The following is a 26,425-nucleotide window of genomic DNA, read 5'->3' as shown; positions in this document are numbered from 1 at the left end:
AATTATGAACTGGATTATTTTAATCATTGCGGGACTGTTCGAAGTAGCTTTCGCATCGTGCCTCGGAAAAGTAAAAGAAACCACCGGAAACGAAATGTATGCATGGTTCGCCGGGTTTTTGGTCTGCTTAACGATCAGTATGCTATTATTAATCAAAGCTACCCAAACTTTGCCTATCGGAACCGCTTATGCAGTCTGGACCGGAATTGGGGCTGTAGGAACCGTCTTGATTGGGATCTTCTTTTTCAAAGATCCAGTAAGTTTTTGGAGAATATTCTTCATCAGTACCTTAATTGGTTCTGTAATTGGATTGAAAGCTGTTTCACACTAATTTTTTCAAAAAAATTTGTAACTTTAAAAAAATAATTCCATGAAAAAAACTTTACTCTGTCTGACTCTGATTGGCGGACTGATTTCTGCACAAAATCCTGAGCTTTTCAACAATAGCTGGTATATTTCCCAAATTCAGATGAACGGACAGACTACCAACTCACCCATGATGGATCAAAGTCTTACGACATCATCATTTGTGCAGAACGGATCTTTATATACCTTCAGCTCGAGATATTTTAATACTGCAGGTGTACAAATAGTTTTTTCAGCAACTCAAAATTCTTTTACTAAAACCAGCGGAGCTTGTACTCTAGCCGATTATTGGGGAACCAATTGGCAAAACGCAAGACCTTATGATCAGAAAAATTGTGATTTTTATTTAGTGGCAAACGGAGCTGTTTTTAATTATGAAATTCTGAATAACGGAACTGCAAAAACATTGATCATTACTAATACTGCTGACGGAAATAAAGTATTTTACAACAATTCTTTTCTCAGCACCAAAGAAGCTTCCATAAAGAAATTATTTAAGGTGTTTCCGAATCCTACATCAGATTATATTATGATAGATTCTTCAGAAAAAAATCTTGCTCTGAAGATTTATGATGTTTCAGGTAAAATATTGTTTGAAACACTTACTTCCGGACAGCTGCAGAAAATAGATATGAGCAATTTTGCAAAAGGACAATATATCCTGAGTATTGAAAATCATACATCTGAATTTATCATCAAGAAATAAAAAAACAGGCTTCAGAATTTCTAAAGCCTGTTTTTTATTTTTTAAATACTACCGGGAGAATTTCATTTTTTCTCAAACCATATTTTTTGATTTCTTCGTCAGAAAACTTTTGAGAATAATAATTAGCTTCAGCTTCAAATCCGGCATTTCGCAAACGGTCAAAATAATCCATTCCATACCATCGGACATGGTCATACTGTCCAAAATGTTTCTGCCTTTCTTTTGGGTCTGTAATAGAAAAATCTTCATAAGTTTTTTCTAAAGAGTTTTTCATAGGAACCTGTAAAATTCCCCATCCTCCAGGCTTCATAACACGATAGAGCTCTTTCATAGCTTTGGTATCATCCTGAATGTGTTCTAAAACATGATTACAAAAAACGATGTCAAAACTTTCATCCGGGAAGGGCAAATCTAAAATATCTGCTTTTACATCTACAATCGGAGAATATAAATCTGCCGATATGTAGTTGATATTGCTCATTCTTTTGAATTTCCTTAAAAATTCCTGTTCGGGAGCAATATGAAGTACTTTATAATTTTTAATAAAAAAATCGGTTTCATTCTGCAGATAAAGGTACATCTGCCGATGTCTTTCCAGACTTAAAGTTCCCGGAGATAAAGCATTTTCTCTTTGTTTACCATAGCCGTAAGGAAGAAATTTCCTGTATGATTTTCCGTCAATAGGATCAAAAAACTGATCTCCTTTAAAAAACTGATAAATAAGCGGTCTCGCCCAAACACTCATTTGAATAAGCATCGGACGAGGAATTTTATTGAGCAAAAACTTAGTCAGCTTTTTCATTTAAAAATCCAGTTGAAAAGCTTTTTCCTCATCTGTTACAATTCCTAAAGCATCATAAATATACTGGAAAGTAGACAATAAAACAGGTTTACCGTTAATTACCGCCACATCATGCTCAAAATGTGCAGAAGGTTGATTGTCTAGCGTAGTAACCGTCCATCCGTCGTTATGGAACTTTACTTTTTCTGTTCCGAGATTGATCATCGGCTCAATAGCGATAGTCAAACCATCTTTGATTACTTTTCCGCTTCCCTGTCTTCCGTAATTCGGAACCTGAGGATCTTCGTGCATTTGTCTTCCGACTCCATGACCAACAAGCTCTCTTACCACTCCGTATCCTTCTTTTTCACAATGTGTTTGAATAGCATGAGAAATATCTCCTATCCTTTTTCCTTTTACACACTGCTCAATTCCTTTATATAGAGATTCTTTAGCAACTTTTAATAGCTTTTGGGTTTTTGGTTTTACTTCACCAATTTCAAAAGTATATGCATGATCACCTACAAAACCATTGAGAATAACGCCGCAATCTACAGAAAGCACATCTCCTTCCTTTATTTCTTCTTTGCTAGGAAAACCATGCACCACCTGTTCGTTAGGTGAAATACACAGTGAATAAGGAAAACCTCCATATCCTAAAAAAGCGGGCTGTGCACCATGATCTTTTATGAATTCGTGCGCTAATTTATCTAAATGCAAAGTAGTAACTCCCGGTTTGATTTCTTTTGCCAACATTCCTAAGGTTCTGGAAACCAACTGAGCACTTTGCTTCATCAGACGAAGTTCGTCTATATTTTTTAATTGAATCATTTATTTTTTGATGTTAGATATTAGATGTTAGATATTAGTTTTAAATAACAGCAAACATCTATATTTTCTGACCAGTAATTTGAAGCACCGTTTAGAACTATTTTCTAATTACTAACTTCTAATTTCTTGATTTACCAGAACAGTCCTTTTTTCTTTTCTTTTTTAAGTTTTGAATAAGCTAAAACTTCTTTACCTTCAACGCGAAATTCAATTCTTTCGTTGATGATATTGTATATTTCGCCCCAACCAGGAAAGCCTCCCAGATTTCTGTCATCTATAAACCAATCTGCATCAAGTTTTCTTGATTGTGTCTGAGGATCAAAAACTTCTCCGTCAAAACTGGAATTGACAGCATAAAATTCTATCCCGTTTTGTCTGCAAAATTCTACTGCTTCGTCCAAAGTTTTCCCGTGTCTGTAAGTCCACAGTATCAATCTAAAGCCTTGTGACTGAAGTTTTTTGAGGGTTTCAAATGCGAAAATTTTAGGTTTACCGATTGAAGGATATGCATCCTCTACAATCGTTCCGTCAAAATCTACAGCAATTTTTTTATTATTTAACATTTTGTTGCGTTTTTAGCTGTGCAAAGATAAGAAATAAATAAAAGAGTGCCGAAAAACAATCAGCACTCTCATTTATAATTTAATTAAAATATTTTAGTTCTTCACCCAGCTGAATTCAAACTGTAAATCCGGTGTGGATAATCTGTCTGTTATTTTTTGCAATCTGGAAGGAAGTTTCATTAAATATTCCTGTGCTTTTTCTGCTTTTTCGGTAAGACCTGTTACATGCTCAATTTTCCATTCATCAAGAAGCTCTTTCATAATATTGATGTAATCCTGACCTGTGTAGACCATACATCTTTGCGCTGCATCTGAAAAATGCCCCCAAAGTTCTCCGGCTTTCTGACCAGACTGTCTCATCATGTGAGCAGGCATTACGATTTTTTTCCGCATCATATCTTCAAACGCTAAAATCATTTCTGAAGGATCAAGCTCTAAAATTTTAGTTACAAAATGTTTATAAGCTTTTGCGTGTCTTGCTTCGTCTGCTGCAATTACTCCGCACATTTTTGCCAGTTTACCGTTTCCTGACTGCTTAGCCAGTGTACCTACTCTTCTGTGAGAAATATTGGTTGCTGTTTCCTGAAAACTGGTATAGACAAAATTTCTGTAAGGATCCATACTTGTTCCCAGATCAAAACCGTCACTGATTAAATACTGAGTTGTAATTTCTACTTCTCTCATATTTACTCTTCCGCAGAGATAAAGGTATTTGTTCAGCAGATCTCCGTGTCTGTTTTCCTCAGCAGTCCAAGATCTTACCCAGCTTGCCCAGCCTACTTTTTCTTCCTGATTAACGCCATCAACACCCATTAACCATGATTCGTAAGACGGTAGAGCTTCTTCTGTAATACAGTCACCAATTAAGGTTACAAAAAGATCATAAGGCATTTCTCGTGCAAAGGTCTGTATTTCGTCTAAATCGTGTTTGAAATCTTCGCTTGACGGATCAGGTAAAAAATCTGAAGGTTGCCATATTTTTTCTATCGGAGTCAAAAATTTATCAAGAAAAGAACTGACTTCCTTCTCCAAAATACTCATTACCTCTTTTCTTACCAGCTGATTGTACATTTAAAAATAAAATTTATAATTTACAAAGATATGATTTATTTATTATTTGGGGCATAATATCGTATGTATCTCATACCATGCCTGATATAAATCATTAAAAATAGCATTACTATCTGAGTTTGCTTATCAAAAACTTTTTAATTAACATAATATTTCAAAAGTCTTATGCAAACAAATTAAACACGCTCTTATTGTAACGCTATTTTAAGATTATTATTTTGTATCAAGATACCAAAATATCTCCTGTCATTACTGCAGGAATTTCAATATCCATTGTATGTAATATAGTAGGAGCCACATCACCCAGTTTTCCTGGTTTCAGAGTCCACTCTTTATCTTTATCCATTACAATAAACGGAACAAGATTGGTAGAATGCTGTGTGTTTGGAGATCCGTCTTCATTTATCATGACATCCGAATTGCCATGATCTGCCAGAATAAAGACTGTGTAGCCATTCTCATAAGCCATTGTTGCTACTTTTTCAATGCATTGATCAACAGTTTCGGCAGCTTTTACAGCAGCTTCAAAAACACCGGTATGACCTACCATATCTGTGTTGGCAAAATTTAAACAAATAAAATCTGCTGTCTGATTTTTCAATTCAGGCAAAATAACATTGGTAATTTCGTAAGCTGACATTTCCGGTTTCAGATCGTAGGTAGGAACATCTTTTGGGCTTGGACACAGCAGTCTTTTCTCACCGTGAAACTCTTCTTCCCTACCTCCGGAAAAGAAAAATGTAACGTGAGGATATTTTTCGGTTTCAGCAATTCTGATTTGTGTCTTGCCATTTCTTTCTAAAACCTCACCCATTGTTTCTCTCAAAACTTCTTCGTCAAAAACAACATTTACATTTTGGTAAGTCTTGTCATAATTGGTAAGTGTAATGTAATGGAGATTCAGTTTATGCATAAAATACTCAGGCATATCATGCTGACAAAGTACTTCGGTAATTTCTCTTCCTCTGTCTGTACGGAAGTTGAAACAGATTACCACATCATGATCTACAATTTTTCCTACCGGAACAATATTTCCGAGCTGTGTAGTGTTTACAACTACAATCGGTTTGATGAATTCGTCTGTTACATTTTCTTCGTATGAAGCTTTTATTGCCGTAACAGCATCTGTAGTCTGAAGACCAATACCTTCCACCATAGCATCATAAGCCAGCTTTACTCTCTCCCATCTTCTGTCTCTGTCCATCGCATAGTATCTTCCGATCACGGAAGCCAGCTTTCCAGTAGTATGAAGCATATGATTCTGAAGTTCTTCAATAAATCCGAGCCCTGAGTAAGGATCACAATCTCTGCCGTCTGTAAATGCATGAACGAATACGTTTTCATTTAAACCAAACTCTTTGGCCGCAGATAATAAGCCTTTTAAATGATTGATATGTGAATGCACTCCACCATTAGAAACCAAACCGATAAAATGCACATTTTTATTTTCTCTTTTTGCATAAGCAAATGCCTGCTGAATAACTTCTTCGTGTCCTAAAGTTCCGTTTTCTACTGCCATATTGAGCTTTACCAGATTCTGATAAACAACCCTTCCTGCTCCCAGATTCATATGTCCTACTTCGGAATTTCCCATTTGTCCCGCAGGAAGTCCTACTGCCAAACCGCTTGCTTCTAAAGTTGTGTGTGGGAATTTCTGATAACAGCTGTCTATAAATGGTGTATTTGCCTGAGCTAATGCCGAAACATTAGGATTTGTTCCTAAACCCCAACCATCAAGTATTGCTAATATTGCTTTTTTTGACATTTTAAATTTATTTAACAAACAAATTTATTGATTTTAAAGCGAATTGAAGAATTTGAAAGACTTAAATTTCGACGAAATATTATTGACTACAAAGATTAAAATCATTGCTTAATTGCGATACCCTTTTATCTGATAACGTATTGTTTTTGAAGGTAATGTTTGTATTTTTATATTGCTGCCTTTATCAATTCCTGAAACTTCAGCTTCTTTGTCCCAATTTCCTTTTGTAAATTTTAATTGTGCAGGAAGGTGAATTTTTAAGGTAATGTATCTTTGGTAGTTGTTTTTTCTGTTCATTTTCAAAGAAGATGGATTCCAGCTTCCCAGTTCCGGCTGATTTCCGGTAATATAAATTTCATCATTTTTATCAGGAACATTGACTATAAAGGTTACCTCATGAGTTTCGTCAGAATATTCTTTAAAAAAGTCATCGAATTTCGTATTGTTTTTTTTAACATATTCTCTGATGTAAGGATCCAAAAATCCGCTTTCTTTGAGAAATAATAGAGGATTCTCTATATTCAGAATATTCTGAATTGCTTTGTGCTTGTCCGATTGCTTGTTAAAATATGCTTCGGTAATTTTATAACCAATCCAATACCCCAAATCATTGGGTCTGTTATCCTTCCCGCTTGTTCCATAAAGCCAGTCCTGCAAATCGTCCTCTTTCAGTTTTGTTACAAACTCCTTATAAAGCTGCTCAGAATTTGCTTCTCCGTACTTAAAGTGTGGATTGCTGATGTTTTCTCCGGACACCAATTCACTTACAAAATCGGCACTGCCTTCAACCAGAGACTGTCTCAATAAAGAATGGTCTCCCTTGATATTCTGCTGAAAATGAATCAGCTCATGTGCAATAAGCCCGGTAATTCCGTTCAGATCTTTAAGCATTTCCGTTCCGATGATTATTCCGTCCTGGGAAATCGTACCTCCGGAATTAAAACGTCCGTAAACAAAATATACTGGCGGAAATTTAGCTTCCGGATACCAATATTTCAATGCGCTGTATATAGCTTTTATTCTTTTTTCTTTATAACCGATTTCAGACAGAACATTTTTACTTTTTATATAATCTTCTTTTCTGTTTTTTACCATAAGGTATAATGAGTCGGCATTCAATATCCTGTATGGTGTAAACCCTTTCACTCCCGGCGAACCGCTGCTCATATATTCTTCAAAAGGATTGCTTTTTGAAGTTTCCATAGCATCAAATGCTTTCCAGAAGTTGTCAACATCTTTAGTTTCAAATATGGCATTCAGAGGACTTTCTGAAAACCCTGACTGTGCTTTTGCCATGCCAAAGGACAATAATATTGTCGTTAAAATGCAGATAATATTTCTCATAGTGGTTGAATTATTATAAAAAGACAAATAAATATAAGGAAAGGTTACATCAAATTAACAATAATTTTTAATTTTGCTTTATGGACTTACGTGATCAACTCAAAAACCTTTTCCCGGAACATGAAGAACAGGATTTTCAAATGCCTGAAGAAGAATTTAAGCAAAAAGAACCTCTGGTTTGTAAGTTTGAAAAAAAAGGCAGAAACGGAAAACCTGTAACCATAGTTGAAGGATGGGAAGGCAGTGAAGAAGACTTGAAGAAAATTTCAAAAAAAATAAAAACCACGCTGGGAATAGGTGGTTCTGAAAAAGACGGAACGATTATCATACAAGGTGACAACCGGGATAAAATAATGAATATCCTGAAAGAAATGGGCTATAAAACCAAAAGAGTCGGCGGATAATCTAAAAATAGATTTGTGTGTGAGGCATTATTTTTTTAATTTCTCAATAGTCTCATGATTCATCGGATTTCCCGCTAAAACCCAAGTATCTATTAATATTTTCCTTTTAAGTTTACTTATATCGTAAATAAATTAAAAAAGAAGTTAGCAGTTTCTTTTCCTGAGCAGTTTTAACAGCGAATTAAATAATGTTTATCTTTTATTCACCTAAAATTTAGTAATTTTAACTCCCCAAAAAATTAAACTGAATACATAAACTTATAATAATTATGCTTAATAAACTTGCTGCTTCAGAACTGGTGCTTAATGAGAACGGAAGTGTTTATCATCTGAATCTTTTACCTGAAGATATTGCTGAAAAAATAATATTGGTAGGTGACCCCGACAGAGTTCCGAAAGTTTCGCAGTACTTTGATACGATTGAAATCAAAAAGAATAAACGTGAATTTTATACGCATACCGGAACTTTGCGTGGTGAACGAATTTCTGTGATGTCTACAGGAATTGGTACAGAAAATATTGATATCGTCATGAATGAGCTTGATGCTTTGGTGAATATTGATCTGAAAAACAAAGAATTCAAAAAAGAACATCAGTCGTTAAGTCTTTTCAGAATGGGAACATGCGGAAGTGTAAATCCGGATGTAAAGGTAGATAATATGCTGGTTACCCAGAATGTTGTAGGTTTAGACGGATTGATGAATTTTTATCAGGATTATCATTTTGAAAATGATTTTTCTAAAAACTTTTATGAAAATTTCCCTTATCTGAATATTAAGCCAATGCTTTATTTCTCCGAATGGTCTGAAGAATTGGGCGAATTGTATAAAGATGCAGCTTATCACGGCAATACCGCTACTTTTCCGGGATTTTATGCGCCGCAGGGAAGACAGCTTCGCTTAAAAGCTTTAGATGAAAAATTTCTTGAAAACTTAAATGATCTGGGAATCACCAATTTCGAAATGGAAACTTCTGCAATTTATGCATTCTCAAAATTATTAGGTCATAAAGCAATTACAGTTAATAATGTTATTGCCAACAGAAGGCGCGGTGAATTTTCTTCCGACCATCAGGCTTCCGAAAGAAAACTGATTGAATGGGTTTTAGAAAGGATTATAAAGTAAAAAAAGGATTGCTGGTTGCAATCCTTTTCCATTTATATTGATTTTGGTTTAAAATTCATTGATTGTTACATAAAAATGTCCTGAGTTTAAACTGGCCGTTCCGTTGGTAATATTGGTGACATTGATCGTTATGTTGGAAGTGGAAGTAAGGCGTGGGTTATTAATTCCAAATTCTGAAATTCCTGCAAAATCTGATGCCGGAGAAACTACAATACTTGCACGTGTAGAAGCTGGCTGTAATGCTGCAGGAATTGGAATATTGATTGTTGTAGTTCTTCCTGACTGCAAACCAGCAATTGAAACTGATGGAAATACTTCAAAACTTATCTGATTTTTGTGAATGCTTCCCCTCTCTCCAAGCTTATATTGTCCGTTTACATCTATTTTTGCAGAAGTATTGGGTGTATTTGTTCCGATCCCTACGTTAGCATTGTTATTACCTATAACAATAGCATTAGCTTGTGCTGTTGACGCTCCAAATCCTAATGCTGTAGAATTTTGACCCGATGCATTGGTTCCTGTACCCAGTGCAGTAGAATTTTGTCCGCCGGCTTGTGCGTCGTTACCAACAGCAGTTGCATTATTTGAAGTTGCTTTTGCATTGTATCCCAAAGCCACAGACTGAAAACCTGCGGCATTTGAACCTGCTCCTACTGCTGTACTTTCATTGTTGTTTGCTGTCGAGTTGGTTTCTATAGCAACACCATTCTGTGAAGAAGAAGTTCCTGTACCAAAAAGAACCGATCCGTTAGTTCCAAGACGACCTGCATTTGCATTATTCACTTTAAAAACCAAATCATCAAATGTTGAAGTTCCGATAGACAGCGTAGTAGAAGCACCGGAATATGATCCTGCATTATTTCCGTTTGTACTCCATCCTGTTGATGAGCTTCCGCTGCTAGTATTGGATATAAAATTCCATTGAGAATTGTTCCAATAATATAATCCGGCGGGAGAAAGTCCACCAGTCCCATTGTTCCAGACCAAGAGTCCTGTTGCAGGTGATGGAATGGTAGAGGCATCCGTTACAGATGACAAAGAAATACTTGTCAGCAAAAGACCTTTATTTGTGCTGTTAAGATGCAAAATAGATGATGAATGAGGAGCTGTTGTTCCTATCCCAACCTGACCAAACATATTACTTAAATTAAGAACAGCAATAAATGCAACAGTTAAAAATTTTGTTTTCATTAGTTTTTATTTAATACAAAAATAGGAAAATTAGTAATAAATTGAATAAAAATACCATAAAATATAATTATTAATATAAAATTCAATAAAAACTAAATAAATTCACAATTTCAGCAATTCCTATTGATAAATTAAACTGTGCTACAATTAGAATAGAAATTATACAAATAGATGTTTACTGACAATTACTGCCAGAAACTGAAGATTTATGAAAAGTTTAACAAAATAATTCTTCTTTTAGGAACACTTCTTGTCTGTTTTACTGTAATTCAATTAACACTAAATATCAATATTATGGAAAATCAAGATTACAACAAAGCTGAGAAAGCGGTTGACAACACAGAAAATTCTTTAAGAAATACAGCTAATGATGCAAAATGGAAAGTAAGTGATTTAGCTGACAGAGCGAGAGATTATATCAACGAAAAAAGAAATAATGATCAGGAAGCGACTCAGGAAGATTGGTTCGACAGAGTAAAAGCCAACGCATCAGAAACCTGGGAAAACGTTAAAGACGGAGCGAATGACGCTTGGGAAAAAACCAAAGATGCTGCTGAAGATGTAAAAGCAGAATGGAACAAGAAAACAAATTAATAGTTTTTTAGTCTTTTATATATTATCAGAGAAAAACGAAGTCTTTTTTACGAAGGCTTCGTTTTTATTATGCTCTAAACACAAATTATTGCTACATTTGTAATCAAATTAACATTAAAAAATTATGTCATACGGTTTACTTAAAGGCAAGAAGGGAATTATTTTTGGAGCCCTTAATGAACAATCTATCGCATGGAAAGTTGCTGAAAGATGCCACGAAGAAGGTGCTGAATTCATTTTATCTAATGCTCCCATCGCTCTGAGAATGGGCGAGCTAAACGGATTAGCAGAAAAAACTGGCTCGGAAGTAATTGGTGCAGATGCAACTTCTATTGAAGATCTTGAAAAGCTTTTTGATGCCGCTATCGCAAAATTTGGTAAGATTGATTTTATTCTACACTCCATAGGAATGTCTATCAACGTAAGAAAAGGTAAACATTACACAGAAATGAACTATGACTGGTTGGAAAAAGGATGGGACATCTCTGCTGTTTCTTTCCACAAAGTAATGAGAGTAGCGTACGAAAAAGACTGTATGAATGAATGGGGAAGTATTTTAGCACTTACTTATATTGCTGCTCAGAGAACATTTCCGGATTATAACGATATGTCTGATAACAAAGCTTATCTTGAAAGCATTGCAAGAACTTTCGGAAACTATTGGGGAGAAAGAAAAGTGCGTGTCAACACTGTATCCCAGTCTCCTACTCCAACCACAGCAGGAAGCGGTGTGAAAGGTTTTGGTGGTTTTCTAGGTTATGCCGAAGATATGTCTCCTCTTGGTAACGCAACTGCTTTGGAATGTGCAGATTACTGTGTAACGCTTTTCTCAGATCTTACCAAAAAAGTTACGATGCAGAATCTTTTCCACGACGGTGGATTCAGCAGCTCCGGAGTTACCCAAAAAGTAATCAGCAAATACGATACAGAATAATTTCTGTTTTTGTTTATAAATATAAAATCCGTCATTTGATGACGGATTTTTTTATACTAATTCAAATTATTTTAAAAACTTTTTTTAAGTTCTTCAATGATATCATGTTTAAATTTTGAGAAAGGTCTTTTATGGTAATCTTCTTCGTTGATTTCGATACCGAAAATCATTCTGTACGCTTCTTCTTGTGATAAATTTAATCCTTCAAAAGTTTTATTACAAAGAATGTCTAAATAGTTTTTTGAGTATTTGTAGCGCAAATCCAATAGATCTTTTAGTTCTTTATTGGAGTGGGCACTGTAGATTTCTTTTGTTTTGTTAAACTTAAGTGTTTCTTCTGATATTGAATCTTTTTGGACTTTAATCTTCGAGCTATATGTATTTATACCTTCCACATTATAACTGAAATTAAAATCAATTTTATTAGAATATGGATGTATTAATTTTGTCAATGCTTTATTATTCCACCAGTTTTGAATTTCAATATTGGTAGCATTTTCATTATATAAGAATTTAGATTTAATTATTTTATCTCCATTTCCTTTTTTATGGTTACAAGAATGACAACTCGGGATTAAATTATAAAAACTTAATGCTAAAAGAGGAAATTTTTCTTTCGGAAACCAATGGTCTAATTCTGCTCTTGCAAAATTTCCATCAAAATATAAGGTGTAATTTCTGTTACAATATATGCAAGTATCTATTTTAAGTTTTTCTAAAAATTCTTTACCATGTTTTTTTTGCAATTGATTTTCATAAGCTCTATTAAAACAAGTTTTCAAATTTTCAAAGTCCTGATTTGTAATTATTCTATTGAATTTCTGATGAACTTTCAAAAGTAATTCTGGTTTTCCTTTTATAAGAATGTTTTTATATCCTTTAATAAATTTAATTGTAGTGTCTTCTAATAATCCATTTCCAATATCCCTATTAATTATTTTATCAAATATTTTAGAAACTTTTTCGTAGTGAAAATCTAATGCTTCTTGTGTTGGATTAATTTTAAGCATCTGTAATTTTTTTATTATGTTTTTTTGCCAATTCTTCTAAGATTTTCAATTCTTTTTCCTTTAATTTTTCTTCATCAAAAGCTTCATAATACATTTCCAATAATTTTTCTCGCATTAAAGGCTCATCAATCAGTTCGATTATTTTTTTACACTCTTCTTTAGAATTAATTTCTGATTTTTCTTTCTTCAGAAATTTAATCACTTCCTCAATCTTCCCTTTTGCAAAATCTCCAATCAAGCCATCATTTATAAAAAAACTATCTGCTAATAAATCGGTAATGTTGGCTCCAAAAGATTTTTTAGGTTTTTCATTTTGGCTAAGAACTTTTGTTTTTTCTCCTTCTTTTTTTAAATAAACAACATTGCTATTGGGAATGTCTGACAATGTTAAAGGATCGTGTGTAGTGAAAATAATTTGTACACTTTCAAAACCTGGGATTTCTGCAAACATTATTGGTAAAAAATCCGTAAGAATTTTAACATATTTTTTCTTCCATTGTGGATGAAATCCTAAATCAGCTTCATCTAAAAGGAGAATTATATTTTTTATATTTTTTAAAGGATTATCAATATCTTTTACATTATTTATATATTCAGAAACAGGATGAAAAATTGTTGCAAATAGATTAATCATTGTTTTTTCTCCCGATGATAAAACTCTATCTGGATAATAATACAATAATTTTTTTTCAGCAACAGCATTTTCACCCTTTTTATATAGATTAGAAATTTCCTTTTGCAATTTAATTATCTTAATAGCATCAGCTCTTTTATAATGATAAAATTCATTAATAATAGTTTTAAGATCAATTCTTCCACTACTTTCGTCATTATACAAAGTACTGTATAAATCTAAAATTTTTTCTGAAATATTGTTTTGTCTTTCAGCTAATAATTCTCTTATTATTTTGTCAAGATTAATATTGTTGCTTTCATTTACTTTTGCTAAAACGGAATCATGAAAACCATCAAAATAATAATCTATATAAATAATTAAATTTGCATAAAAATCAGAAACAAAACGTTCTGAATAGTAATTCATCTTATCCTGTAGAAAAAATTTCAAATCATAATATCTTATTATAAGCTCTTTTTCATTTGAATCAAAAGCTTTTTTTAAATAATCTTGAGTGTAATTAATATCTTCTTTTTCACCTTTACTTAAACGATAAAAATCAAATGTTTTTTCATCAGAAATAAATGAATTTGTAAAAACCAAATTATAATCTAAAAAACCAAATTTTTCTTTAAATTCATTAAATTTTTCACAAAATTTAACGTTTTTTATTGTATCATTATTTATAAATGACATCAAATCTATAGGATCATTTTCATTTAAAAGATTTCCAAAAGTTAGAAATAATGTTTTAACAGTAATGCCTCCTTTATTTAACATATCAAATGAATTTATATTATTCAATCTATTTATATATCGAGAGTAATAACCGTTTCCTAAGACTTTCTCAATATCATAGTCAAAAAAAGGACTGAAACATATTTGTTGTGTCTCTTTTAAAATTTCATTACTTTTATCATTTATTGAAAAATTGTTTTCAAATAATTTAACTTTATTTCTTGTATTAGAATTATAATATATTTGTGTAAAACTCATTTCTTCGTTTTCTTCCCAAATAAAAAAGGTATTAGGATAATTATTTTCATAAGTGCAAAACTCTTTTAAGACACTCGTTTTTCCTGCTCCATTCTCTCCAACAATAGCAGAAACCAAAGAAATATTTTCTCCCCAAAATCCCTTTATAAAATTTAGGTTTTCTACTCTTGTAATATCGTATTCATTTTCTGTTCCTTTTCTTGGAATAATGGTGTAGAGATATTTTCCACCTAAATTTATGGTTTGCGGTTCAGAAAATAAGAAGTGTTCTTTTACATAAACAGCTGCAAGTCTCATGTTTATTCGCTTTCCTCAAATGTAAATAAAAAAACCACAACTAGAATTGTGGTTTTCCGTAATTTATCTCAGTTTACAGAATTTTATTTAGAAGATTGCTTCTTCTCTTCACTCCGTTCCGAGACTCGCAATGACAGCGACTCGTCTTTGCGAGCGAAACGAAGTGAAGCGTGGCAATCCAAATCTAAAAAGGAAAATTTAGATTGGAATAATTTTCAATAATCTCATCATACAAATATTGCCATTCTGGATTTTAGAATTGATTAAATCAAGTTTCTTTTGACGAGAGCCACCTTTTATTTGTTTTTCTCTACTAATTGCATCACCAATTTCCTGAAAAGCTTCATAGTAAACTAATTTGTTTAAATTATACATTGCCGTAAAACTCTTTTCAAAAATTTTGTCTTTATGCTGGTTGATTCTTTGAACAATATGTGAGGTAGCTCCTACATATAGGGTTGTGTGATTTTTGTTTGTAAGAATATATATAAAACCGGGCTCATAGTATTTATTCTTTGGATTACTTAGTTATTTGTTTTGCTCCTCCTAATAAAAGCAGCGAGTCTTTACGAGCAAAACAAAACGAAGAGTGGTAATGAAATGTTAAAAAAGGAAATATTATCATTCCATTTCCTTTTTCAAAAACTTCCCCGTCAAACTCTTCTTAGACTTTACAATTTCCTCAGGTGTCCCCTGTGCAACAATTTGTCCGCCGTGTTTTCCACCTTCTGGACCCACGTCGATGATATGATCTGCCAATTTAATGACATCCATATTATGTTCAATAATAATGAATGAGTTGCCCAATTCAACTAGTTTATTAATGGCTTCCATCAGAATTTTTACATCTTCAAAATGAAGTCCGGTTGTCGGTTCATCAAGAATATATAAAGTGTTTCCGGTCTGCCTTTTCGAAAGTTCTGTTGCCAGCTTGATACGCTGCGCTTCGCCTCCCGAAAGCGTGGTAGACTGCTGTCCAAGAGTAATGTATCCTAATCCTACATCATGCAGCGTTTTTACTTTTGCGAAAATTTTAGGAATCGGCTGGAAAAACTCTACGGCTTCATCAATCGTCATCTCCAATACATCAGAAATTGATTTCCCTTTGTAACGGACTTCCAGCGTTTCTCTGTTGAAACGTTTTCCGTTGCAGGTTTCACAGTGAACATACACATCGGGTAAAAAATTCATCTCAATAACCTTCAAACCGCCTCCCTGACAGGTTTCGCATCTTCCGCCTTTTACGTTGAAAGAAAATCTTCCCGGCTTGTAGCCTCGGATTTTAGATTCCGGCAATTCGGCAAAAAGATTTCGGATATCGGTAAACATTCCTGTATAGGTTGCAGGATTTGAACGTGGGGTTCTTCCAATCGGAGTCTGGTCTACATCTACTATTTTATCAATATTATCAAGACCTTCAATTTTTTTATACGGCAAAGGTTCCTGAACAGCTCTGTAAAAATGCTTGTTAAGAATAGGATACAAAGTTCCGTTGATCAATGAAGATTTTCCACTTCCGGAGATCCCTGAAACCACCACCAGTTTTCCTAAAGGAATATCAAGCGTAACATTTTTAAGATTGTTTCCGGTTGCACCTTTTAACACAATATTTTTACCATTTCCTTTTCGTCTTTCCGCAGGAATTTCTATTTTTCTTTTTCCGTTGATGTATTGCGCTGTAATCGTATCAGCTTTTACCAGATCTTCAGGTTTTCCCTGCCAAAGAATTTCTCCGCCAAATTTCCCGGCTCTCGGACCAATATCTAAAACTTCATCAGCTTCCAGAATCATGTCTTTATCATGTTCTACCACCAAAACGGAATTTCCGATGTCACGAAGATTTTTCAATGAATTAATCAACCTTTCGTTGTCCCTTTGATGCAACCCGATACTTGGCTCGTCTAAAATATAAAGAACATTTACCAGCTGCGAACCGATCTGTGTTGCAAGGCGGATTCTTTGGGATTCTCCACCGGAAAGCGTTCTGGAACTTCTGCTCAGACTCAGGTAATCCAGACCTACATCCAACAAGAACTGCAATCTGGTTTCTATTTCCTTTAAAATTTCATGAGCAATAATTTTATTTTTCTCAGAAAATTTATCTTTTACGTCAGCAAGCCATTCTTTTAGATCAATTAAACTCAAAGCATTGACTTCCGCAATATTTTTTCCATCAATTTTAAAACTCAGACTTCCCTGCTGAAGACGGGTTCCTTTACATACCGGACAGGTTTCTTCCGTTGTAAAATGTCTTTCCAGCATGATGGCTTCATAAGATTCTCGTTCCTCAATGATTTCTTCCATGAAAGGAATCAGCCCATCAAAACTTACCTTTATCTTTTTGGTAATTCCTGCGTATTTAAGATCTTTATTGAATTCTTTATGACATCCGTTGTAAATATAATCCAGCGCCTCTTCCGGTATATCTTTGAAAGCTGTTGATAAATCCAGTCCAAAGATTTCCAGAATATTTTTAATTTGGGAAAGAATATATTTGTTTGATTTAATATCTTCCAAAGGCAGCAAACCTCCCTGATTAATTGATAATTTAGGATTTTCAACAAAATAATCGGTATTGATTTTTTTGATGGTTCCCAAACCTTTGCAATTGGGACAGCTTCCTTTCGGTGAATTAAAAGAAAACGTATTCGGTTCCGGCAATGCCAAAGAATGACCGGTTTCTGCATCCATCAGATTTTTAGAAAAATATTCTATCTCATTGCTGCCTAATTTCTGAATGCCGATCAAGCCCTCTCCCATTTCCATGGCGGTACGTAGAGATTTTTCCATTCTGGCTTCAGAAGCACTTTCTCCAATAATCCAGCGGTCGATTACGATGTCAATATCGTGGGTTTTATAACGGTCAAGTTTCAGATCGTATTCAATATCCTGCAATTCGCCGTCAATTCTTGCCTGTCCGTAACCTTTTTTTGCCATCTGTACGAAAAGCTCATGGTAATGTCCTTTTCTGGAACGCACCACGGGAGCCATCAGCATAATTTTTTCGCCTTTATAATTTTGTTTGATGGTTTCCAGAATCTGATCTTCGGTATAGCTTACCAGTTTTTTTCCGGTAGTCTGTGAATATGCATCTGAAACCCTTGCGAATAAAAGTCGGAGAAAGTCGTACAGTTCAGTAACCGTTCCTACGGTAGAACGTGGATTCTTGTTGGTGGTTTTCTGTTCGATGGCAATTACAGGAGACAGTCCTTCAATTTTATCTACATCAGGACGTTCCAGCCCGCCTAAAAACTGCCTTGCGTAAGCAGAAAAAGTTTCAATGTATCGGCGTTGACCTTCAGCAAAAATGGTGTCGAAAGCCAGTGAGGATTTTCCACTGCCGGAAAGCCCGGTAATAACGACCAATTCGTTGCGCGGAATTTTTACATTGATGTTTTTAAGATTGTGTTCACGTGCACCGTAAACTTCTATATATTCTGTTGATTTACTCATAATTTGGAGCGATTTTACCAGAAAATCACGCTGTGCAAAATTACGGAATTTTATGGTAATTTTGATGTCAAACTTTCCGGTTATTCTCTTTGAAAAAATACTGGAGTTTAAAACAAATTACAATCCAAAACAGCATTGCTTCAATAAAAAAAGCCGGAAAATTCCGGCTTCAATCAATATTTTATTAGAGATTATACAGTTTCCATAGCATGATCTACCAATACTCTCCATCCGAAAGGGTCTTCTGAAAGATTAGTCTGCAAGCTTACAAGATCATTTTTAAGTGTTACTGCATAACTTTCTTCATCCGAAAGTCTAGGAAGTTCAAGTTTTTCTCCATTATAACCCAGCGCCTGGAAAACAGTGGTAACTACAGCGGTCCCAACTCCCCACACTTCTTTTAAAGTTCCATTTTTCTGAGCTTCTATTACGTCTTTTACTTTTACAGGCTCTATCTTCACTTCTATTCCTCTCTTTTTCGCAAGCTGAATAAAGCTGTCTCTTGTTACACCGTCAAGAATTTTTTCTGAAGTAGGCGGTGTGAAAATAGTATCATTGATTCTTACGAAAACATTCATAGTTCCGCTTTCTTCAAAATACTCGTGTGTTGCATCATCTGTCCAGATAATCTGCTCATACCCTTCTTCGATGGCTAATTGCGTAGGGTAAAATGCTGCTGCATAATTTCCTGCCGCTTTCGCAGATCCTACTCCTCCATTAGCCGCTCTTGAATAATGATCTGAAATTTTTACAGAAACAGGTTCCGTATAGTACATTTTTGCCGGTGTAGCTACAATAGCAAACATATATTTATTGGCAACTCTTGCTTTCAGAGCTTCTTCGGTAGCGAAGATCAACGGTCTTATATATAAAGACATTCCTTCACCCTGAGGAATCCAGTCTCTATCCATATCTACCAATGCTTTTAATCCTTCAAGAAACATTTCTTCAGTTACTTCTGGCATTGCAAGACGCTTTGCAGATTTATTGATACGTTCAAAATTCTTCTCAGGCCTGAAAAGGAAAACCTGTCCGTCTTTGTCTTTGTAGGCTTTCATTCCTTCAAAGCATGCCTGTCCGTAATTTACTCCCATCATCGCCGGTGTGAATAGCAAAGGACCGTATGGAACCAATTTTACCTCGCCCCATTTTCCGTTTTCGTACTCACAGATCACCATATGATCGATGAAAGTATTACCAAAAGAAAAATTATTAGGATCGAAAGCAGAAATTCTGGAGTTTTCAGTTTTTTGAATTATCATTTCTTAAAATTTTTATGATGTTCTACAAATTTAACATAATTTTTTAAATATAAAAATTTTAGGTTAAATTTGAAAAAAAATACCTTGAACAGAGAAATAAAAACCACAAAAGACGGCAGTAAAACCCTATTCATCAACGAATTAAATGAAAACTACCATTCTCACCACGGAGCATTGCAGGAAGCAGAACACGTGTTTATTAAAAATGGATTGAATTTAATTTATGATTACGAAATTAACATTTTAGAACTCGGTTTTGGAACAGGTTTGAATGTTTTAGTAACAATTAATGAATATTTAAAAACTGACAAAAATCATATCATCAATTATTATTCTCTTGAAAAATATCCCATAAATGAATCGGAAATTAAGGATCTTGCCTATTTTGAATTATTTGATAATCCTGAATTAAAAAATATTTATCATAAAATTCATACCTGCGAATGGGAAAATTCAGTAGAAATCATTAAAGGTTTCCACCTGAAAAAGATTCAATGTGACTTCTTTGATCTCAGAAATATTGATTTACCAAAAATTAACCTGGTCTATTTTGACTGTTTCGGAGCAAGAGTACAGCCTGATTTGTGGGAAAAACCTTTATTTGAAATGGTTTCAGAGAAAATGGATTCAAACGGGTTGCTTACCACTTACTCATCAAAAGGCAGCGTGAGAAGAATTTTGGAAGAGCTTAATTTTAAAATAGAAAAAAAACAGGGACCTCCAGGAAAGAGAGAGATGATTAACGCTGTTAAATTATAGTAAAGAACCGAAAATTTATAACCCGGACATTCTTTTATCAGGTATATAATATACGTTCACTTTCAGCTTTCGGTATATGTTTCAAAATATTTTTCCTTATTTTAGCTCTACAAATTATTATTATGATCAACAGCTTTAATGTAAGAGTGTATGCATGCGTTGTAAAGGATATGAAAGTTCTGACCCTTTTTGAAGAATATGCCGGACAGCCTTTAATGAAATTTCCCGGCGGCGGACTGGAATATGGCGAAGGCTTGACGGAATGTCTTAAAAGAGAATTTGAGGAAGAACTGAATGTAAACATAGAAATTGCTGAACATCTTTATACTCAGGAAGATTTTCTGGTTTCGAGATTCAGGGATAATGAACAGCTGATCACAGTGTATTATCTTGTCAACATCATTAACGAAGAAGACTTTATTATTTTGGATCCGTGCATCGAAAAAACAGAATGGATTCCTATTGATCAGGAAGAAAATCCTTTCACACTGCCGGTTGACAGAATAGTTTTTGACAAACTAAAAAAACGATTTAAATATCAATAGTATATCTGCCATAAGACAAGTCTGAGGACCTCTCTGCTTTTACGTATTTCTGAACCCAGCCGACAACCGAAGAAACTACGCACACATCTTCCAGACTGGCATCTCTTCTTGCATAAATTACAACACCATTTTTATTTACAATGTAGAAGATTGTAATTTTTCCGTGACTTGTCTCACAATTCAGCGGAGGTCTGTTCTTTTTATCCCTGCCTAAAGTTCCGGGAATAAAGCCAATCAATCTTCGGTCAGATCCAACCTTACTTTTGATTTTTTCTTCATCTATGAAAGTGATACAATCATTCTTATCAACTTCAGAATTCTTATCCCCTCTTCCTAGCTGCTGGGAAAATAAAGAGCCTGCTACAAATGTGACAAGGTAAACAATAATTATCTTTTTCATTAAACGCTTTATTTTGAAACTCTAAAATCTTTTGCTCCAGGATAGGGTTCCAAATAACCCGAGTTCCAGTTAGATTGCAGCAAAGACTCCAGATATTCATCAGTTCGGTTTCTGTGAGGATTGTATTGATCTTTCAAATCAATATCTGCCATTTTACCTTTCAGATTCCACCAGAAAGCACTCCATCCTCCACGAAGTTCCTTTATAATCTCAAAAACATTTTTACCGGTAGCACGGTTCATCAGCTTTGCAAAAACCTGGCCTTCTGTTGTGGTTAGATCTCTTAACTGCTTTTCATACTGATCAGCAAGCATATTCTGCCTGTCTTTTACATATTTACGTCTTGCTGAAGTATTCATATCATCCATTTCCACTTTAATATCGCGGTACTGCTGCAATGCTGTTAAAAAAAGAGGATATACTCTGTACAGTTTTTTATTAAGAAAGAAATAATAATTTTTATCTAACTGATTATTGAATCTGGGTTTGTTTAAAAGCGTAAGCTCATCCATTACTACCACCGTTTCACCGTTGATTTCGTAGATTTTTGCTTTCTGCCTTTCATCGTAATAATACAGATTTCCAAATTCATCCTTCTGAAGCAGGTCTTGAGGATATTGATCCAATGACTTAGTAATTACAGAATCTCGCTGCCCAAATATATGCACTCCCAAAAAGATCAGAAAAAGGAGGGCAATTTTATGAAATTTCATTATTTTTACAGGTATTAATAGCAAATTTTAACAACAAAAATCATTCCTTTTATATGAAATTTGAAAAGAAATCAATCAAATTCCTTGAAAAATACTTAAACACCTCATCACCAACAGGCTATGAGCATGAAGGACAAAAAATATGGATGGAATACATCACTGCTTTTGTAGATAAAATTGAAGTTGATCATTACGGAACCTGCTACGGAATCATCAATCCTGAAGCAGAATTTAAAGTTGTGATTGAGGCTCACGCCGATGAAATCTCGTGGTATGTAAACTATATTACAGATGACGGATTGATATATGTTATAAGAAACGGTGGCTCTGATCAGACTATTGCACCGTCAAAAGTTGTGCATATTCACGGAGAAAAAGGAATTGTAAAAGGAGTTTTTGGCTGGCCTGCTATACACACCAGAAGTACCAACCAGAACGAACCTACTCCTAAAATTGAAAATATATTTATTGACTGCGGAGCTACATCAAAACAGGAAGTAGAAGATCTGGGAATTTTTGTAGGATGTATGATTACCTATCCCGATGAGTTTTTTGAAATGAATGACCGGTATTTTGTATGCCGCGCTTTGGATAACAGAATCGGCGGATTTATGATCGCAGAAGTAGCAAGACTTCTAAAAGAAAATAAAAAAACAATTCCATTCGGATTATATATTACCAACTCTGTGCAGGAAGAAGTAGGTCTTTACGGAGCTGATATGATTGCGGATACCATCAAGCCCAATATTGCTATTGTTACTGATGTAACCCATGACACAACTACTCCAATGATTGAGAAGAAAAAAGAAGGAGATCAAAAATGTGGAAATGGTCCTGTAGTATTTTTTGCGCCAAGTGTACATCATAAGATAAGGGAACTGATCATCGAAACTGCAAAAGAAAAAGAAATTCCTTTTCAAAGAGCCGCTGCAAGCAGAGCAACCGGAACAGATACTGATGCATTTGCCCATTCTAACGGCGGTGTGCCGAGTGCGCTGATTTCCTTACCTTTGCGCTATATGCACACAACAGTAGAAATGGTTGCGAAAGAAGATGTGGGAAATGTTATTCAGCTGATTTATGAAACGATTCTGAAAATCACACCGGAAATGAAGCTGAAATACCATTAATAGTGAAAACTGTCTTTTATTATTTAATTAGGAAGCCAACATTTATATCAATTGTAAGTTTGCTATATTTTACTTATATCATTTTCTTAATTTTTTATAAACTGTTTGATCCTCCTAAAATTGGTTCGGCTTACAATATGATTTTGGAAATCTTGCTGATCTTTAGTGTCGTTCCATTAGTACTTTATATAATTGACAGACTGTTAGTGATTAAAATTAACAACATTAAATTAACAGTAATCGAAGTAATTGTATCAGTGAGTATTTTACTGTATTATTTTATTTTTGTTAATCCTTTTTAAAATATAAATCTAAATTAAGTATAAAAAGTAAAAATGAAAACGAAGCTTATTGCTCCTTCCCTTTTATCCGCAGACTTCGGGAATCTGCAAAGAGATATCGAAATGCTGAACAATTCTCAGGCAGACTGGTTTCACATTGATGTAATGGATGGCAGATTTGTCCCGAATATTTCATTTGGATTTCCGGTCATGAAAACTGTGCAGAAGCATGCCAGTAAGTTTGTAGATGTCCATCTGATGATTGTAGAACCAGAAAAATATATTGATGAATTTATTGATCACGGAGCAGATCTTATCTCAGTACATTATGAAGCATGCACCCATCTTCACCGAACCATCCACCATATTCAAAGCAAAGGGGTGAAAGCAGGAGTCGTACTGAATCCTTCTACGCCTGTTCTTATGCTGGAAGATATTATTGCAGATGTAGATCTTGTTTTGCTGATGAGTGTCAATCCTGGATTTGGCGGACAAAAGTTTATTGAAAACACCTACAAAAAAATCGCTGAAACTAAGGATTTAATTCTCAGCAACAATTCCACAGCGTTGATTGAAATTGACGGCGGGGTTAATCTGGACAATGCCTCGAAATTATTTGATGCAGGAGCAGATGTTTTAGTTGCCGGAAATGCAGTTTTCTCTGCAGAATCTCCGGAACGGACTATTGAACTACTGAAAGTTTAATATGATTTTATGACTTAAAAAGGCTGTTTCAATGTTGAAACAGCCTTTTTGTTAATATATAAGAATAATTGGTTAATCAATTTGCTGGAATTTAAAGCTTAAATCTCCTGCATTGTAATTAGAAGATACATTGGTAGGCCAGTTTTGTGCTGTACCTGAAACCCATCTGTATTCAGAAAAAACAATGTTTCCGGCGGTTACAGGATATACCGTATTAGAATTATCTGGTTTATTTCTTTTATACCAATCATTTGAATTCATTGATATAAGATACATTTTATCTTTTTCCAAAACCAGTTCAGGAATACTTTTTACAATCTCGGTATTGGCAGATCCTACATTCACTGTTTCAGATCTTATTACTGTCTTAGTGGCATAATCCCATATAGTAACCCTCAGACTTGAGTTTGCCGCAGGAAGTTTTGCAACCAAAGCGTTGATTTTACCCTTCACTTTCGGTGTAAAAGCGAGTCCGAATTCGTAATCTCCTGCATTAATAAAATCTGAAGATGTCGTAAATCCTGTATTCTCATAATATTTCGCCAAAGGATTTTCTTCTGCGTAAACTACTGGTACAGGCTGTTCGGCTTCATCATCTTTACTGCAGCTTACCGAAATTGCAGCTACAGATATGCTTAATGATAAAATTAAATTTTTAACTAAGGACATTTTTGCCGGAATGTGTTTCCAATTTTTCATGATTTTTTATTTTAAAATTAATGAGACAAAGTTGACTCAAAATCAAAACTATATCATAAGGAAAAACACCTTTTCAGGAGCAGTTGTTTACCCCAAAAAACTATGGCAAAAGAAAAAGACAGCTTAAAAAAACTGTCTTTTCTCACAAATAAAAGAGAATTATATGGTTATTAGTTTTTGAAAATTGATGCTTAGCTTTTATTTGTTTTTACTTCGTAAAGATGCGCAAATTTGAGATTGAAAACTATCCGTAAAAACACGGTATTTTTGTGAAGACAAATTGTCACATACAAGCAGTTTGACAATTTAAAACAACCTCGAAAGTTTTAAGCTAAACAATGGCACTTCGTTTATTGGAAAAAAGACAAAATGGTATTACTTTGATAAGTTAAAGTTTATACTGAGCGTAGTCGAAGTGCCTTTGTGTATATTTAAAACTGAATTCCTGATAATTGAATCCCTCTGTTAACATTGCGTTTAAGAAAACTTATCCCGAACTCAGGTTAAATAAAAAATCCGAAAAAAATTCCGGATTTATGTAGTATGTAAAATAATCTTTTCTTAGAAAATTTCTCTGCCTGAAAAGTGAAACTGAGCTTCAATAAGTGCATTTTCATCAGAATCTGAACCGTGAACAGCATTTTCTCCTATACTTCTTGCAAACATTTTTCTGATAGTACCTTCTGCAGCTTCTGCAGGATTTGTAGAACCAATTAATGTTCTGAAATCTTCAACAGCATTCTCTTTTTCTAAAACAGCCGCAACGATTGGCCCTGAACTCATAAAATCAACCAATTCACCATAGAAAGGTCTTTCGGCATGCACTTCATAGAATTTTTTTGCATCTGCTACAGTTAACTGCGTAAGTTTTAATGCTTTAATTTTGAATCCGCCTTCAGCGATTTTCCCTAAAATAGCACCAATATGACCATCTGCAACTGCATCAGGCTTAATCATTGTAAACGTAATATTTGACATAAATAAATGTTTTTTAATGGCGCAAAAGTACAAAAAATAATGAAAGAAATATTTCCGGTTTTGTTATTTTCTTTATTAAAGAAACCTGCTATGATTTCGGCATAATTAAATTAAAATATTAATAAAAGAAAACCTTTATTATAACTGGCTAACGTAAAATAAGTATCAGTTTAAAACTTTAAAATATTTTAACAAATTATAACATTTATTATGAAAAAACTGCTGGTTTTTTGGCATACAAATTGTTATTACTATAGCGATTCTCATGTTTAATTTGAGTTTTCATGGTTATTAGTTTTTACCCAGCTTCGGCTGGGTTTTTATTTTAATGATAATCAATAACCTTGAAACGAATTTTTAGTTTATTTCCAAAAATTCCAGTTGATGCCATCATAGACTGCCAGAGAATCACTTACAATATCATAACACATCATTCCGGGATATGGACTTTTTACTGTAAGATGCGGATTGCTGATATGGGGCAATACAAGCGCTTTGTCTGCCGACTCAAGTACGAGAACGCCTTGCGCAGTGGTATTCTGAGCACCGATAATCACACCAGATCCTGCCTCTGACCCAGCAACAGGAATAATACTGCCAGAATTTCCTTCATCAGACAAATCTATCCAACTTCCATTTTCAAACATTCTGACTTTTCTTGATTGTTTGTCAAAAATAAATGTGCCGTTCTGAGGATTATTGGTAGATGGTGAAACCACCGGAAAAACAGGTGAAGAGTTTACTGCAGGAAGAATTATTCCGCGAGAATTTGTGGTATTCGTAACATTTCCGGCAAATTCCAGAATAGAACTGCTTCCCGACACTTCAGCTTTACCTATTGCTACCTGTGCGTTTGCCAATCCTGCAACTAATAGAGGAAGAATATATTTAATCATTATAAAAATTT

General features: G+C 34.3%; 27 protein-coding genes. 10 read left to right on the top strand and 17 right to left on the bottom strand.

The annotated features are described in order from the left end of the window. Positions 1 to 4: 4 nt before the first annotated feature. Together FNE73_RS05225 and FNE73_RS05220 are read left to right on the top strand one after the other, a co-directional pair. Positions 5 to 331, top strand: a complete 327-nt coding sequence (locus FNE73_RS05225) for a DMT family transporter (protein ID WP_143883699.1) — start codon at positions 5 to 7, stop codon at positions 329 to 331. A 39-nt stretch (positions 332 to 370) separates the two neighbouring features. Further along, positions 371 to 1,072, top strand: coding sequence for a T9SS type A sorting domain-containing protein (locus FNE73_RS05220; RefSeq protein WP_143883698.1), 702 nt, complete (start codon positions 371 to 373; stop codon positions 1,070 to 1,072). Between the two features lie 34 nt (positions 1,073 to 1,106). On the opposite strand, the gene FNE73_RS05215 is transcribed toward FNE73_RS05220, so the two are convergent. From FNE73_RS05215 to FNE73_RS05190, 6 genes are all read right to left on the bottom strand, one after another. After that, on the bottom strand, positions 1,107 to 1,874 hold the full coding sequence (locus FNE73_RS05215; RefSeq protein ID WP_143883697.1) for a class I SAM-dependent methyltransferase: 768 nt from the start codon (positions 1,872 to 1,874) through the stop codon (positions 1,107 to 1,109). Beyond that, positions 1,875 to 2,684, bottom strand: a complete 810-nt coding sequence (gene map, locus FNE73_RS05210) for a type I methionyl aminopeptidase (RefSeq protein WP_143883696.1) — start codon at positions 2,682 to 2,684, stop codon at positions 1,875 to 1,877. It lies immediately after the preceding gene. A gap of 131 nt (positions 2,685 to 2,815) precedes the next feature. Continuing rightward, entirely contained in the window at positions 2,816 to 3,247 is a 432-nt protein-coding gene (locus FNE73_RS05205; RefSeq protein WP_130913247.1) for a BT0820 family HAD-type phosphatase, read from the bottom strand. A gap of 93 nt (positions 3,248 to 3,340) precedes the next feature. Continuing rightward, positions 3,341 to 4,318 carry an acyl-ACP desaturase gene (locus FNE73_RS05200; RefSeq protein ID WP_143883695.1) on the bottom strand — a complete coding sequence of 326 codons (978 nt, stop codon included), beginning with the start codon at positions 4,316 to 4,318 and terminating at the stop codon, positions 3,341 to 3,343. A 223-nt stretch (positions 4,319 to 4,541) separates the two neighbouring features. Next, the gene (gpmI, locus tag FNE73_RS05195; RefSeq protein WP_143883694.1) at positions 4,542 to 6,083 is read right to left on the bottom strand and encodes a 2,3-bisphosphoglycerate-independent phosphoglycerate mutase; all 1,542 of its coding nucleotides are present in this window, start codon (positions 6,081 to 6,083) and stop codon (positions 4,542 to 4,544) included. A 108-nt stretch (positions 6,084 to 6,191) separates the two neighbouring features. Continuing rightward, on the bottom strand, positions 6,192 to 7,427 hold the full coding sequence (locus FNE73_RS05190) for a DUF2268 domain-containing putative Zn-dependent protease (RefSeq protein WP_185147295.1): 1,236 nt from the start codon (positions 7,425 to 7,427) through the stop codon (positions 6,192 to 6,194). Between the two features lie 80 nt (positions 7,428 to 7,507). Here FNE73_RS05190 and FNE73_RS05185 point away from each other — a divergent pair, with 80 nt between their 5' ends. Next, positions 7,508 to 7,831 (top strand): translation initiation factor, encoded by a 324-nt coding sequence (locus FNE73_RS05185; RefSeq protein WP_130913245.1) that lies wholly within the window; start codon positions 7,508 to 7,510, stop codon positions 7,829 to 7,831. A 269-nt stretch (positions 7,832 to 8,100) separates the two neighbouring features. Further along, on the top strand, positions 8,101 to 8,955 hold the full coding sequence (locus FNE73_RS05180; RefSeq protein WP_143883693.1) for a nucleoside phosphorylase: 855 nt from the start codon (positions 8,101 to 8,103) through the stop codon (positions 8,953 to 8,955). Between the two features lie 48 nt (positions 8,956 to 9,003). On the opposite strand, the gene FNE73_RS05175 is transcribed toward FNE73_RS05180, so the two are convergent. After that, entirely contained in the window at positions 9,004 to 10,146 is a 1,143-nt protein-coding gene (locus tag FNE73_RS05175) for a hypothetical protein (RefSeq protein ID WP_143883692.1), read from the bottom strand. Between the two features lie 294 nt (positions 10,147 to 10,440). On the opposite strand from FNE73_RS05175, the gene FNE73_RS05170 reads away from it, so the two are divergent. Together FNE73_RS05170 and FNE73_RS05165 are read left to right on the top strand one after the other, a co-directional pair. After that, the gene (locus tag FNE73_RS05170) at positions 10,441 to 10,740 is read left to right on the top strand and encodes a hypothetical protein (protein WP_143883691.1); all 300 of its coding nucleotides are present in this window, start codon (positions 10,441 to 10,443) and stop codon (positions 10,738 to 10,740) included. Positions 10,741 to 10,864: 124 nt separating this feature from the next. Continuing rightward, positions 10,865 to 11,674, top strand: a complete 810-nt coding sequence (locus FNE73_RS05165) for an enoyl-ACP reductase FabI (protein WP_089741198.1) — start codon at positions 10,865 to 10,867, stop codon at positions 11,672 to 11,674. Between the two features lie 71 nt (positions 11,675 to 11,745). Here FNE73_RS05165 and FNE73_RS05160 read toward each other — a convergent pair whose 3' ends face one another. The 5 genes from FNE73_RS05160 to FNE73_RS05140 form a co-directional block, all read right to left on the bottom strand. Further along, entirely contained in the window at positions 11,746 to 12,684 is a 939-nt protein-coding gene (locus tag FNE73_RS05160; RefSeq protein WP_143883690.1) for an HNH endonuclease, read from the bottom strand. Then, positions 12,677 to 14,593 (bottom strand): AAA family ATPase, encoded by a 1,917-nt coding sequence (locus FNE73_RS05155; protein ID WP_143883689.1) that lies wholly within the window; start codon positions 14,591 to 14,593, stop codon positions 12,677 to 12,679. The genes FNE73_RS05160 and FNE73_RS05155 overlap by 8 nt, the downstream gene beginning before the upstream one ends. A 198-nt stretch (positions 14,594 to 14,791) precedes the next feature. Next, positions 14,792 to 15,076: a GIY-YIG nuclease family protein gene (locus FNE73_RS05150; RefSeq protein WP_317129873.1), complete on the bottom strand. Its 285-nt coding sequence runs from the start codon at positions 15,074 to 15,076 to the stop codon at positions 14,792 to 14,794. A 138-nt stretch (positions 15,077 to 15,214) separates the two neighbouring features. Then, positions 15,215 to 18,046 (bottom strand): excinuclease ABC subunit UvrA, encoded by a 2,832-nt coding sequence (gene uvrA, locus FNE73_RS05145; protein WP_143883688.1) that lies wholly within the window; start codon positions 18,044 to 18,046, stop codon positions 15,215 to 15,217. A gap of 191 nt (positions 18,047 to 18,237) precedes the next feature. Beyond that, positions 18,238 to 19,308: a branched-chain amino acid aminotransferase gene (locus FNE73_RS05140; RefSeq protein WP_143883687.1), complete on the bottom strand. Its 1,071-nt coding sequence runs from the start codon at positions 19,306 to 19,308 to the stop codon at positions 18,238 to 18,240. Between the two features lie 84 nt (positions 19,309 to 19,392). On the opposite strand from FNE73_RS05140, the gene mnmD reads away from it, so the two are divergent. Continuing rightward, the gene (gene mnmD, locus FNE73_RS05135) at positions 19,393 to 20,067 is read left to right on the top strand and encodes a tRNA (5-methylaminomethyl-2-thiouridine)(34)-methyltransferase MnmD (protein ID WP_143883686.1); all 675 of its coding nucleotides are present in this window, start codon (positions 19,393 to 19,395) and stop codon (positions 20,065 to 20,067) included. 122 nt (positions 20,068 to 20,189) lie between these two features. Next, positions 20,190 to 20,612: an NUDIX hydrolase gene (locus FNE73_RS05130; RefSeq protein WP_143883685.1), complete on the top strand. Its 423-nt coding sequence runs from the start codon at positions 20,190 to 20,192 to the stop codon at positions 20,610 to 20,612. On the opposite strand, the gene FNE73_RS05125 is transcribed toward FNE73_RS05130, so the two are convergent. Continuing rightward, positions 20,599 to 21,012: a hypothetical protein gene (locus tag FNE73_RS05125; protein ID WP_143883684.1), complete on the bottom strand. Its 414-nt coding sequence runs from the start codon at positions 21,010 to 21,012 to the stop codon at positions 20,599 to 20,601. The two genes, FNE73_RS05130 and FNE73_RS05125, sit on opposite strands and share 14 nt — an antisense overlap. Before the next feature lie 8 nt (positions 21,013 to 21,020). Continuing rightward, a complete protein-coding gene (locus FNE73_RS05120) occupies positions 21,021 to 21,725 on the bottom strand; it encodes a DUF4294 domain-containing protein (protein WP_143883683.1) in 705 nt (234 codons plus the stop codon). Positions 21,726 to 21,778: 53 nt separating this feature from the next. Here FNE73_RS05120 and chrP point away from each other — a divergent pair, with 53 nt between their 5' ends. Next, positions 21,779 to 22,855 carry a chryseobasin maturation metalloprotease ChrP gene (chrP, locus tag FNE73_RS05115; RefSeq protein WP_143883682.1) on the top strand — a complete coding sequence of 359 codons (1,077 nt, stop codon included), beginning with the start codon at positions 21,779 to 21,781 and terminating at the stop codon, positions 22,853 to 22,855. Positions 22,856 to 23,190: 335 nt separating this feature from the next. Next, positions 23,191 to 23,841, top strand: a complete 651-nt coding sequence (gene rpe, locus FNE73_RS05110; RefSeq protein ID WP_143883681.1) for a ribulose-phosphate 3-epimerase — start codon at positions 23,191 to 23,193, stop codon at positions 23,839 to 23,841. Between the two features lie 72 nt (positions 23,842 to 23,913). Here the strand turns inward: rpe and FNE73_RS05105 are convergent, their stop codons facing one another. From FNE73_RS05105 to FNE73_RS05095, 3 genes are all read right to left on the bottom strand, one after another. Next, a complete protein-coding gene (locus FNE73_RS05105; protein WP_143883680.1) occupies positions 23,914 to 24,540 on the bottom strand; it encodes a DUF4082 domain-containing protein in 627 nt (208 codons plus the stop codon). A 561-nt stretch (positions 24,541 to 25,101) separates the two neighbouring features. Further along, on the bottom strand, positions 25,102 to 25,518 hold the full coding sequence (locus tag FNE73_RS05100; RefSeq protein WP_089741181.1) for a nucleoside-diphosphate kinase: 417 nt from the start codon (positions 25,516 to 25,518) through the stop codon (positions 25,102 to 25,104). A 362-nt stretch (positions 25,519 to 25,880) separates the two neighbouring features. Beyond that, positions 25,881 to 26,414 carry a hypothetical protein gene (locus FNE73_RS05095; RefSeq protein ID WP_143883679.1) on the bottom strand — a complete coding sequence of 178 codons (534 nt, stop codon included), beginning with the start codon at positions 26,412 to 26,414 and terminating at the stop codon, positions 25,881 to 25,883. Between the last annotated feature and the right edge of the window lie 11 nt (positions 26,415 to 26,425).

It is taken from the genome of Chryseobacterium binzhouense, from assembly GCF_007474545.1.
In the GTDB taxonomy this organism is placed as follows: domain Bacteria; phylum Bacteroidota; class Bacteroidia; order Flavobacteriales; family Weeksellaceae; genus Chryseobacterium; species Chryseobacterium binzhouense.
This window is presented reverse-complemented; position numbering and strand designations above follow the sequence as displayed.